Below are 12,750 nucleotides of genomic sequence, written 5' to 3' on the forward strand. Positions count from 1 at the left end.
GAAGGCTAATGGGATACTTAATTAATGGCGAAAGAAGACAACATTGAAATGCAAGGCACAATCCTTGAGACCTTGCCAAACACAATGTTTCGTGTAGAACTTGAAAACGGTCACGTTGTGATTGCACACATTTCTGGAAAAATGCGCAAGAACTACATCCGCATTCTTACTGGAGACAAAGTTACCGTGCAATTGACTCCTTACGACTTAACTAAAGGCCGTATCGTATTCCGCGCACGCTAATTAGACTTCTCTAGATACTAATTTCTAGTATAAAAAAACCCGGCCAAGCCGGGTTTTTATGTATTAGACTGGTGCTTAATTTAAAAGCCTTTCTTTACTTTTAGCTGTCACAACTATTTCACCATCTTTGGCATCTACAAATGCTGTACCGCCTGACTCAAGCTCACCAAACAAGATTTCATCTGATAATGGTCGTTTGATCAACTCTGTAACCACACGTCCCATTGGCCTTGCACCCATTGCTTTATCGTAACCTTTTTCAGCCAATAAAGTTCTCGCTTCATCGCTAACAATCATTGTTACTGACTTTTCATCCAATTGAGCTTGTAACTCAACTAAGAATTTATCAACTACTTTAGCAATAATTGTCATATCTAAATGGTTAAACCATATTATTGAATCTAAGCGATTTCTAAACTCTGGTGAGAACACTCGATTAATTTCAGCCATAGCATCAGCACTGTGATCTTGCTGTTGGAAACCAATTGATTGTTTTTGAGTTTCTTGGACACCGGCGTTAGTCGTCATCACCAAAGTGACATTCCTAAAATCGGCTTTACGACCATTGTTATCGGTCAATGTTCCATGATCCATCACTTGCAACAGCAAGTTATAAACATCGGGGTGAGCTTTCTCAATCTCATCAAGTAGTACTACACAATGGGGTTGTTTGATCACCGCGTCTGTTAGTAATCCACCTTGTTCATAACCCACATAACCAGGAGGAGCACCAATGAGACGTGCTACAGCATGGGCTTCCATATATTCAGACATATCAAACCGAACCAACTTCATACCTAAGCACGAGGCCAATTGATTGGTTACTTCTGTTTTACCCACACCAGTAGGTCCCGCTAATAAGAAGCTGCCTACAGGTTTTGTTTCATTCGATAAACCACTACGAGATAGACGTATGGCTGATGATAGTGATTCGACAGCCTTATCTTGGCCAAACACCACCATTTTCAAGTTACGTTCAAGATTCTTGAGTAAATCTTTGTCAGAGGCCGTAACCGTTTTTTCAGGAATTCGAGCAATTTTAGCGATAATTTCCTCGATTTCACTTTCACTGATGGTTTTTTTACGCTTGCTTTGTGGCTGCATGGCCATGCGAGCACCAGCCTCATCAATGACATCAATAGCTTTATCTGGTAAATGCCTGTCGTTAATATGCTTAGCTGATAATCGAGCAGCAGCACTTAGTGCTGACTGAGTATATCGAACGGCATGATGTTCTTCGTACTTAAGTTTCAAGCCTTTCAAAATCAAAGTAGTCTCAGCAACACTAGGTTCACTGATATCAATTTTTTGGAATCGACGAGCCAAGGCTTTATCTTTATCAAAAATATTTTGGAATTCTTGGAAAGTCGTAGATCCCATACAGCGGAGATTTCCGCTAGAAAGTAACGGTTTTAAAAGGTTAGATGCGTCCATAACCCCGCCTGAAGCCGCACCTGCGCCAATAATGGTATGGATTTCATCGATAAACAATATGGCATGTTCATCTTCAGCTAACTCTTTCAGTAAGCCTTTAAAACGCTTTTCAAAGTCGCCGCGGTATTTCGTACCCGCAAGCAATGCACCTAAATCAAGTGAGTATACTGTGGCGCCCTTAATAACTTCTGGCACCGAATCCGAATGAATTAGATATGCTAGTCCTTCGGCTATGGCTGTTTTACCAACACCGGCTTCGCCCACTAATAACGGATTATTTTTCCTGCGGCGACATAATGTTTGAATCGTCCGCTCAATTTCTAAGTTCCTACCAATTAAAGGATCAATAATCCCCTGCTCAGCTTGTTTATTAAGGTTGGTGGTAAATTGCGCAAGTTTACTGGTATCTTCTTCTGACTCGGTCTCGTTTTCAGTTGGTTCAAAGCTAATTGAACCATCTTCTGAATCTGATTTACTCACACCATGAGAAATAAAATTGACGACATCCAAACGAGTGATGTCACAGCGACGCAGTAAATAAACAGCTTGTGACTCTTGTTCACTAAAAATGGCTACCAGAACATTCGCACCAGTCACTTCGTTTCGACCAGAAGATTGAACGTGGAATACTGCACGCTGTAATACACGTTGAAAACCAAGTGTTGGCTGAGTTTCTTTGTCTATTTCGGGTTCTGTTAGTAACGGCGTTGTTTGATTGATGAAACGTTCCACTTCACTTCTAAGCCGTTCAATATCAGCACCACATGAAACTAATGCTTCACGAGCGGAAGGATTGTCCAGCAACGCCAGCAATAAATGCTCAACAGTCATGTATTCATGCCGTGATTCTTTGGCTTGTTGGAATGCCACATTTAATGTGACTTCAAGATCTTTATTCAGCATAGGCGCCCCCAAAATAAATTCCCTTACTCTTAGAGTAATCTATTTTCATATTTTCTCTAGCGTACAAAGCAAGGGATGTTCATTTTCTCGTGAAAACTGATTTACTTGCATGACTTTTGTCTCAGCAACGTCAAATGTATAAACACCACAAATTCCCTTTCCCTTGTGATGAATAGCTAGCATTATTTCCGTTGCTTGTTCGGTATTTTTATCAAAAAAAAGCTGTAATACATCTACAACAAAATCCATAGGGGTATAGTCATCGTTATTTAACACCACTTGATACATTGATGGTGGACGTAGTTCCGTCTCAAGACTTTCCTCTAGTTCTTCAATACTTCCTACATTACTCATTATCTGGTCATACCTCTTTCAAATTACTTATAAATTCTACAGCCTTTGTAAAAAAAACACATCATTGTTATTTTTTTGTTAAATTTGTCTTGACATCTTCTTTTCATAATTACATTCTGGTTGCCAAGCGGTGAATATTGCCCCGCTATTTAGTTTTACTATCTTAACGGGAAGTTGACAACAGAAGGAAGTGGAAGTATGGCAAGCGGAACTGTGAAGTGGTTCAACAATGCTAAAGGATTCGGGTTTATTTGTCCTGATGAAGGTGGCGAAGACATTTTTGCACATTATTCAATTATTGATATGGATGGGTATCGTACCCTAAAAGCTGGACAACCAGTAGAGTATCAAGTGGAAGAAGGCCCCAAAGGCATGCACGCATCTGCAATTACGCCAGTAAAATAATAAAAAATTGGGCATTTAACCAGTAAAAAAAGGCAGGTTTGTACCTGCCTTTTTATTTGTCTACATAAATTTATTGTGGCTGAAAATTAATTTTCAACCACATTCGATATAATTAAGCCAAAATAGCGTTTAGAGTTTCACTTGGACGCATTGCTGATTCAGTCCTAACAACATCTGGGCGATAGTAACCACCTAAATCTACTGCTGGGCCTTGAGCTTCATTTAACTCGGCAACAATCTTATCTTCATTAGCTGAAAGTTTTTCTGAAATTGCAGTAAACTGCTCAGCAAGAGTCGCATCTTCAGTTTGTGCTTTCATTGCATTAGCCCAGTACATAGCCAAATAAAAGTGGCTACCACGGTTATCCAGCTCACCAACACGGCGTGAAGGCGACTTATTGTTATCTAAGAACTGGCCAATAGCTTCATCAAGTGCTTTTGAAAGAATCATAGCTTTAGTATTGCCAGTGTTTTGGCTTAAGTGCTCTAAAGAAGCACCTAAAGCTAAGAATTCACCTAATGAATCCCAACGCAAGTGGTTTTCTTTTTGAACTTGCTGAACGTGCTTAGGCGCACTTCCACCAGCACCTGTTTCAAATAAGCCACCACCATTCATCAAAGGTACGATAGAAAGCATTTTCGCACTAGTGCCAAGCTCTAGGATTGGGAACAAGTCCGTTAAGTAATCACGCAATACGTTACCAGTTACAGAAATAGTATCTTTACCTTCCTTAATACGAGTTAAAGAAAAACGAGTCGCTTCTTGTGGTGACATGATATAAATTTCTAAACCTGAAGTGTCGTGATCTTTCAGATATTCATTTACTTTAGCAATCAGCTGAGCATCGTGAGCTCGCTCTTCATTCAACCAGAATACCGCTGGAGTATTTGATAAACGAGCACGATTAACGGCAAGCTTCACCCAGTCACGAATTGGTGCGTCTTTAACCTGACACATACGGAAAAGATCACCTTGGGCAACATCTTGTGTCATTAAGGTATTACCCTGAGCATCAACAACCGTTACTACACCAGCTGCTGACATTTCAAACGTTTTATCGTGGCTACCGTATTCTTCAGCTTTCTGAGCCATCAAACCAACATTAGGCACACTACCCATTGTACTTGGATCAAATGCACCATGTTCTTTACAGAAGTTCACAGTTTCAGCATAAACGCTTGCGTAACTGCGATCTGGGATCATGTACTTGGTATCTTTTTGCTTACCGTCAGGTCCCCACATTTGACCTGAGCTACGGATTGCCGCAGGCATAGAAGCATCGATAATGATGTCGCTTGGCACGTGCAGGTTGGTAATACCACGGTCAGAGTCAACCATTGCTAATGGAGGACGTGCAGCATATACAGCTTCAATTTCAGCTTCGATTTCTGCACGTTTTGCTTCTGGTAAGTTTTGGATTTTTGCTACAACATCACCAAAGCCGTTGTTTGCATCTACACCTAACTCTTCAAACTCAGCAGCGTATTTATCAAATACAGGCTTATAGAAAGCTTTAACACAGTGACCAAACATGATTGGATCAGATACTTTCATCATGGTTGCTTTTAAATGCAGAGATAAAAGAACGTCTTCTTGCTTAGCTTTTTCAATTTCAGCTTCAAAAAATTCAACTAAAGCTTTTTGGCTCATAACCGCAGAATCAATCACTTCACCTGCTTGTAAAGCAATGCCGGATTTCAATGTGGTTTTGCTACCATCAGCTTGAGTAAGGACGATATCCACTGAAGTTTCATCAGCGATAGTCACTGATTGCTCAGAGCTGACATAATCGCCGTCTGCCATATGGGCTACATGTGACTTAGAATCATTCGCCCATGCACCCATTGAATGTGGGTTCTTTTGTGCGTAGTTTTTAACTGATTTAGGCGCACGACGATCTGAGTTACCTTCACGTAATACAGGGTTTACCGCGCTACCTTTAATTTTGTCATATACTGCTTTTACTGACTTTTCTTCATCAGTTTTTGGCTCATCAGGATAATTTGGTAACTCATACCCCTGAGCTTGTAATTCAGCAATACACGCTTTTAACTGAGGAATAGACGCACTGATGTTTGGAAGCTTAATGATGTTTGCTTCTGGTGTTTTTGCCATTTGACCTAACTCAGCCAAAGCATCACTAATGCGTTGCTCCGGTTTTAGGTACTCAGGAAAGTTAGCGATCACACGACCAGATAAAGAAATATCACGAGTTTCAACATTTACACCCGCTGCTTGAGTGAAACGCTTAATGATTGGCAATAAAGAGTGTGTCGCCAATGCTGGAGCTTCATCAGTTTCGGTATAAATAATAGTTGGAGAATTGTCTTTCATTTTGCTTCCTACTTATTATGGGTAGAACACTATGGTTTCCACGAAGGGCATGCACAAAGGCAAGGTTAAAATTTTGGATGAATCATCATAGCGAATCGATCACATAAATCAAATTCCAAAGAGGAGAAAACCCTTGTAAACTGTCAAGTTAAACTCACAAGCTTGATTGTAACAGTGACCTCTAAACGCACCACAGCCGCGAAACGCCCCCATTACGCCAACAAAAATGCACGCTTTAACCAGCGTCAGCAAAAACAGGTAATACCACCTGAAGAAAGAAAATTAGTGCTATTTAATAAGCCATTTGACGTACTTTGCCAGTTTACTGATGATGAGGGGCGCAAAACATTAAAAGATTTTATCTCCATTCCTGAAATATACGCCGCAGGTCGCTTAGACAGAGACAGTGAAGGTTTATTATTACTTACCAATGATGGCAAATTACAAGCGAAACTCACTCAGCCTAAAAAGAAGACTTTTAAAACCTACTGGGTTCAAGTTGAAGGCGAACCGAGCGAGTCCGATTTAGACAAACTTAGAAATGGCATCACCTTAAAAGATGGTCCAACGCTTCCTGCCAAAGTGAAAAAAATTGACGAACCTGATTGTCTCTGGGAACGTGTACCACCAATTCGAGAGCGGAAGAATATTCCGACTCAATGGCTTGAAATTCAGATCCACGAAGGTCGAAATCGACAAGTTCGCCGTATGACTGCACATATCGGTCATCCCACGTTAAGATTATTGCGCTATAGTATTGGAAGTTATTCCTTAGACGATCTCTCTGGCTCAATGTTGCAGCCGGGAGAATACAGAGTAATTTCACTGAACACTTAAACAATGAGGGTTTCTATGGCTGAACGTTTTAAACCAAATGTCACCGTTGCTGCTATTGTCGTATGGCAGGACAAGTTTCTTATTGTAGAAGAGATAATTGACGGTCAAACCGTTTATAATCAACCAGCCGGTCACCTTGAGCCACAAGAAAGCATAATCAATGCCTGTGAGCGAGAAGTCACTGAAGAAACAGGAATTGCAGTAAAATGCCAGTCCATTACTGGCATTTATCAATACCAAGCCAATCCTGATTTACAGTTTCTTAGATTTACCTTTCATTGCATTGTTAATCAATATGGCACCACATTAGAGCCACCTCAGACTCGACCACAAGATCCTCAAATCGTTGCCGCACATTGGCTTACTCATGATCAAATAAAAGCCATAGAGCCGCAACTTCGAAGTCCACTTATTCTCAAGTCGATAGAGGATTATTTCGCCAGTAAAAGCGCTACGTTACGCATTCTATCTGATGAATATTTATAAAGGTTTTACATAGCTCTACACCTGATACCGTGATAAAATAACGCACCGAAATTTCTCGGTGTAGTATTTGATTCAAACTCGGTTTCAGGATTTATGACATCTACAATTCCCTCTTCAAATGGTAAAAAAGTCATCGTTGGCATGTCTGGCGGTGTAGATTCTTCAGTTTCAGCTTACTTATTAAAACAGCAAGGTTATCAGGTTGAAGGCCTGTTCATGAAGAACTGGGAAGAAGATGATAACGACGAATACTGCGCCGCTGCAGAAGATTTAAAAGATGCCCAAGCCGTCTGTGATAAATTGGGTATTACCTTACATACTGTTAACTTCGCCGCAGAATACTGGGACAACGTTTTCGAATACTTCTTAGCTGAATATAAAGCAGGAAGAACCCCTAACCCAGACATCATGTGTAACAAAGAAATCAAATTTAAAGCCTTCCTTGATTTCGCAGATGAAATATTAGATGCCGACTACATTGCTATGGGTCACTATGTTCGTCGCCGTGATACTGATGGCAATACAGAAATGCTGCGTGGAATAGATGGTAATAAAGATCAAAGTTATTTCTTATATACCCTAAGCCACGATCAATTAGCCAGAAGTCTTTTCCCTGTTGGTGAACTTGAAAAGCCAGAAGTACGAAGAATTGCCGAAGAGCAAGGCTTAGTTACCGCCAGCAAAAAAGACAGCACTGGTATTTGCTTTATTGGTGAGCGTAAATTCACTGAGTTTTTATCCAATTACTTACCCGCTAAACCAGGCAAAATCGAAACCACAGAAGGTGATGTAATTGGTGAGCATCAAGGTTTGATGTATCACACTCTAGGCCAACGTAAAGGTTTAGGCATTGGTGGTTTAAAAGACAGCTCTGAAGACCCATGGTATGTAGTTGATAAAGATCTTGAACGCAATGTACTTATTGTCGGTCAAGGTGGTAACCACCCTCGCCTTATGTCTGTAGGCATGAAAGTAAATCAACTTCACTGGGTCGATCGTAAAGGTCCAGAAAACGGCAGTAAAATTACCGTTAAAACTCGCTATCGCCAACAAGATGTGCCTTGCCATATTTCATATATTGACGATCAAACCATTCGTGTCATGTTTGACGAACCTGTAGCGGCAGTGACTCCCGGACAATCTGCGGTTTTTTATGACGGTGAAGTTTGCCTTGGTGGCGGCATTATTGATGTATTAATAAAGGACTAGCTCATGGATAAACAAAGCTCGGAGCAAGCCATCGCTTTTGCAGGAATACTTTATGCGCTTAAGCAAGTACAACAAGTAGCCAGAACCGATGAATATAATACGGAATCCGTTGAAGCTAGCTTGAATACCCTACTAGTTACCGATCCAGATAATATCCTAGATATTTATCAAGACCGTGGCGTTGTCATTGATGGCTCTAAGGCCATCATTGCACAATTAGAAAGTGACAAAAAGGATATGGAGCTTACTCGTTATCTTGTTGGCGTCCTATCTTTAGAGCGCAAATTAGCACGCTCAGGCCAAATGGGAATACTTGCAGAGCGCATCTCTCAGGTTAAGCGCCAAACGGCGCATTTCAATATAAATGATACTCAAATCATCAGTAACATTGCCAGTATCTACAGTGATTTAATCAGTGATCTCGGCCCTAAAATTATGGTGATGGGTAACCCTAACATATTGAAAAAACAGACTGTTCAAGAACGGGTTCGTGCATTATTACTTTCAGCAATTAGAAGTGCCGTATTATGGCGTCAGCTAGGTGGTAAGCGCAGAGAATTGGTTTTCTTTAGAAAACGAATTATCAATGCCGCCAAGCATAATTTAAAAAATATATAAACAACAACCCTACAAAGTAATTAGTACAAAAGCACCGCTGTGTTTCATAGTGAGAAAAAGCTTTGACTAAATACTAACTTAAAGTTCATTAAGGAGCTTACGATGGAACTTTCCGCACTAACTGCGATCTCTCCGGTAGACGGTCGTTACGGCAGCAAAGCTGCAGAATTAAGAGAGATTTTCAGCGAGTTCGGTCTTACCAAATACCGTGTTCAAGTTGAAATCAACTGGCTTAAGCTACTCGCAAGCTGTGACGGTATTTCTGAAGTACCTGCTTTTAGCAATGATGCGCTAGCATTATTGGATAGCATTAAAGATAACTTTAGCGAGCAAGATGCCATGCTCGTTAAAGAAATTGAGCGTACTACTAATCACGATGTTAAAGCGGTCGAGTACTTCATCAAAGAAAAAATGGCGGGCAATGCTGAGTTAGAGGCCATCAATGAGTTTGTGCACTTTGCTTGTACTTCAGAAGACATCAATAACTTGTCTCATGGTTTGATGCTAAAAGAAGCACGTGAGCTTGTAATGAAGCCATATTGCAACAAAGTGATTGATGCAGTTAAAGCCCTAGCTAAAGAATTCCGTAGCGTTCCTTTAATGTCTCGCACTCACGGTCAACCAGCTTCACCTTCTACCCTTGGTAAGGAAATGGCTAACGTTGCTGTTCGTCTTGAGCGTCAATTAAAGCAAATCGAAGCCGTTGAGTTAATGGGTAAAATTAATGGTGCAGTAGGTAACTACAATGCTCACATCTCGGCTTACCCTGAAGTAAACTGGCATGAGCTTTCTGAAACGTTTGTAACAAGCCTTGGCTTAACTTGGAATGCTTACACAACCCAGATTGAACCACATGACTACATTGCTGAAATCTTTGATGCCGTTGCTCGTTTCAACACTGTGTTAATTGATTTCGACCGTGATATTTGGGGTTATATAGCCCTTGGTCACTTCAAGCAAAAAACCATTGCAGGTGAAATTGGCTCTTCAACCATGCCTCACAAAGTTAACCCAATCGACTTTGAAAACTCTGAAGGTAACTTAGGTATTGCTAATGCATTAATGCAGCATTTAGCCAGCAAACTACCCGTTTCTCGCTGGCAGCGTGACTTAACGGACTCTACTGTATTGCGGAATCTCGGTGTTGGTATGGCTCACTCAGTAATTGCTTATCAAGCAACGTTAAAAGGTATCAGCAAGTTACAAGTTAACGAAGGCAATACCCGCAACGAGCTAGATCAAAACTGGGAAGTACTAGCAGAGCCAGTACAAACCGTTATGCGCCGTTATGGAATTGAGAAGCCTTATGAGAAGTTGAAAGAATTGACTCGTGGTAAGCGAATTGATGCTGAGCAACTCTCTACCTTTATCGATGGCTTAGAACTACCAGAGGATGTAAAAGTTGACCTAAAAAAAATGACTCCTGCTAACTATATTGGTCGTGCAGAAGCATTTGTTGACGAACTGTAACCTATACAAACTAGGGCTTGTCTGGTTTAAAGCGCATGACAAGCCCTTTGTCACTATTACCAATATCTTCAATGTCTATTATCGCCATTTGTTCTCCTAATTTTCCAGCTCTATTGTCAAGTGAAGTCTCACTGCCATCTGTTTCTGACAAGTTGCAACTTGAACCATATTCAGATAAAACAAAAGACACTGTGCTAGAAGCTTGCCTTCGCAAGGCTTGAGGTGCTGCAGTAACGCCAAATTCAAATTGATATTCTTTTATTAATTTTAAAAGTTCACTAGACTGCTCTGTTAGCGCCCACGCCTCCCCTATTCCTTCAACTTTTTCATGAAAACATTTAAGCTCACCTGAATGACCTCTTTTAATTTTAAATCTATTTAGTAACGGCATACCAGCATCTTCAATTAAAATTGATAGAGTCGTAGATTTGCCCAGAGATTTAAGTATCTTATTTTTTTCTCTCAACCAAGTGGTCGTTACGGCATCAGGCTGCAAATATTCATTAAAATTCCATGTTAAACAAGGCTGCGCTTCTTTTATAGCCATAAGTAACTTAACTCTGTTAATTGTAATTTCCTATAGTAGAGTTTATAAGGCTCTTTCTGGATTTTGCCTGAATGAAATCAGAGTTATGCAGGCTTAGAGGCTAAATCAGTTACATTCAACACCCGCTGAGGTCTAAATGGGTGCTCTAGGTTGTGATTTTTTATCCTTTCTAACAATGCGCTCTTTAAAACTGGGCGCCACACTGGTTTATAATTCCCCCTAAAATAGTGTTTTTCAAGTTGTTTATTTACTTCTGCTATTGTTCTTAGATGTTGTCTGTTAAGTTTATCCTCTTGTTCAAGTTCCCTTACATCTAATTCTACAACAAGCTCTGCGTTCTGTTGCTCCATACGTAATCGATATCTTTCCTCTGACGATAGCGTTTTATTTTTAGCCTCATCTAAAGTCCAGCTTTCAGTACTGACAAAAAGAAACTCTTCACCTTGTAAAGGCTTCTTTGTTATTGAACACTTTTCCGTTGAACTCATCTTAGGCATTACGATTGAGCACTCATCAATTTTTAAAGACAACTTTTTGGAAAGTACCGAGTATGCATTAGATAAATGGCGCTGTGTAACAGAGTCGTCTTCGAAATAACGAGCATTGCATTTTAACTGTTCAAGGCATAAAGCAATGAAGATATGCGGACGATGAAGTGAAATGCAAGCTAGTGCTGAGTCAATCTGAGCGTACATATCTTTTTTAGGGATGTGCCCTTGTACACCTAAATGAAAAAGGAAAGACAAACAACTATATGCGACGGTAACTTCGCCACTGACCATTTCATTTGTTGACCTTATGTGTTGCAGATAACCCTTTGAGTCTACATTTTTACATTGAAGCCTTTCTGATTGCTCTAAGTAATAATGAGAATTTGCTCCCATAAAGCAATTTACTCCCATAAAGCTTTGTTCTCTCCCAACTCTTTTCAATATGCTCTGAAAATATTTATCTTTATCGCAGCGCAATAAAGCTTCATGAGCTGCTTGAGTTAAAAACATATATTCTAATTCTAATTCGCCAAAGCAATCACCTTTAATAGGCGGAATTTCAGCTGTCATCATCGAACTTAGATCGTCATCGCGGTCATCGGTTATTGTCCAATCCATTAAGTCATTATCACTAACTTGAAAATCTTCTAATTCTAACTCTTTCAAGTGTTCAACATCGCAGGGAAGAGTTTTAGCAACAGTCATCAGTCTTGGTGAGTCACCGCGGTCAGTGCTCTCAGGGCAATAGTTTCTTTCTTTATCACTAGTTGTTAAAGAAAACTTTTGAGAAGTACTCACTCTTTCTTGTTGGAAGACTAATAGTGGAATATCGAGACCGTATTGAGTTTCATCATAGTCATAGTGAGATAAATTCAGTGGTTGTGTCCAAGTATTGTGACAATGTTGGTAAGAGAGCATTACTACCCCCTCAACAGGTTCTGGCTCCTCACCAATTTCATACTTACTTGTTAACTTAGAATATTTGAATAATATTTGGTTTAGCCGACCGAACCCTCTACCATTTTGTTTAAGATCTTGGGCATTAAACTCAGTAGAGGTCGATAGTGATCTGATAAAATAACGCTTCACTTTTCCATGAGTTATTTTTTCTCGTAGGTGAAAATAAGAGGACCTTAAACATACCGATGTTTGCTTAACGTATTCGCCATATCTGGTTCGGTATACCTGCCATTTATTATGTTCAAAGTTAACAATATAATACTTACCTTTGAAACTGAAAGGTTTCCCAATTTCAAGTTCTTTAATGGGTGTTGTGTACTCCGGTATTTTATCGCTACTGCTTTTAACACAAGAACAAAGTAAACTCATAACTATTCATTATTACTGAATGACAAAGAAACAAATTACATAATCAATTAAAAAATGACAATAAATCGACTATTATCTTTTTTAATATT

The 12,750-nt window shown here is 39.9% G+C and carries 12 protein-coding genes; 7 read left to right on the forward strand and 5 right to left on the reverse strand.

The genetic code is table 11. From position 1 onward, the window contains the following. Positions 1 to 24: 24 nt before the first annotated feature. Positions 25 to 243, forward strand: a complete 219-nt coding sequence (gene infA, locus AC1EU0_RS09510) for a translation initiation factor IF-1 (protein WP_006081934.1) — start codon at positions 25 to 27, stop codon at positions 241 to 243. A gap of 75 nt (positions 244 to 318) precedes the next feature. On the opposite strand, the gene clpA is transcribed toward infA, so the two are convergent. Further along, positions 319 to 2,580 (reverse strand): ATP-dependent Clp protease ATP-binding subunit ClpA, encoded by a 2,262-nt coding sequence (gene clpA, locus AC1EU0_RS09515; RefSeq protein ID WP_480302159.1) that lies wholly within the window; start codon positions 2,578 to 2,580, stop codon positions 319 to 321. A gap of 45 nt (positions 2,581 to 2,625) precedes the next feature. Beyond that, positions 2,626 to 2,934: an ATP-dependent Clp protease adapter ClpS gene (gene clpS / locus AC1EU0_RS09520; RefSeq protein WP_121838607.1), complete on the reverse strand. Its 309-nt coding sequence runs from the start codon at positions 2,932 to 2,934 to the stop codon at positions 2,626 to 2,628. 198 nt (positions 2,935 to 3,132) lie between these two features. On the opposite strand from clpS, the gene cspD reads away from it, so the two are divergent. Continuing rightward, positions 3,133 to 3,339 carry a cold shock domain-containing protein CspD gene (cspD, locus tag AC1EU0_RS09525; protein WP_121838606.1) on the forward strand — a complete coding sequence of 69 codons (207 nt, stop codon included), beginning with the start codon at positions 3,133 to 3,135 and terminating at the stop codon, positions 3,337 to 3,339. A 112-nt stretch (positions 3,340 to 3,451) separates the two neighbouring features. Here cspD and AC1EU0_RS09530 read toward each other — a convergent pair whose 3' ends face one another. Then, the gene (locus AC1EU0_RS09530) at positions 3,452 to 5,674 is read right to left on the reverse strand and encodes an NADP-dependent isocitrate dehydrogenase (protein ID WP_480302160.1); all 2,223 of its coding nucleotides are present in this window, start codon (positions 5,672 to 5,674) and stop codon (positions 3,452 to 3,454) included. Between the two features lie 174 nt (positions 5,675 to 5,848). On the opposite strand from AC1EU0_RS09530, the gene AC1EU0_RS09535 reads away from it, so the two are divergent. The 5 genes from AC1EU0_RS09535 (at position 5,849) to purB (ending at position 10,294) form a co-directional block, all read left to right on the forward strand. After that, complete coding sequence (locus AC1EU0_RS09535) at positions 5,849 to 6,511, forward strand: rRNA large subunit pseudouridine synthase E (RefSeq protein ID WP_480302161.1); 663 nt, start codon at positions 5,849 to 5,851, stop codon at positions 6,509 to 6,511. A 15-nt stretch (positions 6,512 to 6,526) separates the two neighbouring features. Then, a complete protein-coding gene (locus AC1EU0_RS09540; protein ID WP_480302162.1) occupies positions 6,527 to 6,997 on the forward strand; it encodes an NUDIX hydrolase in 471 nt (156 codons plus the stop codon). A gap of 93 nt (positions 6,998 to 7,090) precedes the next feature. Next, positions 7,091 to 8,206: a tRNA 2-thiouridine(34) synthase MnmA gene (gene mnmA / locus AC1EU0_RS09545; protein WP_480302163.1), complete on the forward strand. Its 1,116-nt coding sequence runs from the start codon at positions 7,091 to 7,093 to the stop codon at positions 8,204 to 8,206. A gap of 3 nt (positions 8,207 to 8,209) precedes the next feature. Next, entirely contained in the window at positions 8,210 to 8,824 is a 615-nt protein-coding gene (gene hflD / locus AC1EU0_RS09550; RefSeq protein WP_480302164.1) for a high frequency lysogenization protein HflD, read from the forward strand. Positions 8,825 to 8,926: 102 nt separating this feature from the next. Then, complete coding sequence (purB, locus tag AC1EU0_RS09555; RefSeq protein WP_480302165.1) at positions 8,927 to 10,294, forward strand: adenylosuccinate lyase; 1,368 nt, start codon at positions 8,927 to 8,929, stop codon at positions 10,292 to 10,294. A gap of 10 nt (positions 10,295 to 10,304) precedes the next feature. Here purB and AC1EU0_RS09560 read toward each other — a convergent pair whose 3' ends face one another. After that, positions 10,305 to 10,841: a hypothetical protein gene (locus AC1EU0_RS09560; RefSeq protein ID WP_480302166.1), complete on the reverse strand. Its 537-nt coding sequence runs from the start codon at positions 10,839 to 10,841 to the stop codon at positions 10,305 to 10,307. Positions 10,842 to 10,924: 83 nt separating this feature from the next. After that, positions 10,925 to 12,661, reverse strand: coding sequence for a hypothetical protein (locus AC1EU0_RS09565; RefSeq protein ID WP_480302167.1), 1,737 nt, complete (start codon positions 12,659 to 12,661; stop codon positions 10,925 to 10,927). Between the last annotated feature and the right edge of the window lie 89 nt (positions 12,662 to 12,750).

It is taken from the genome of Parashewanella sp. 2210YD4-3 (assembly GCF_056591735.1).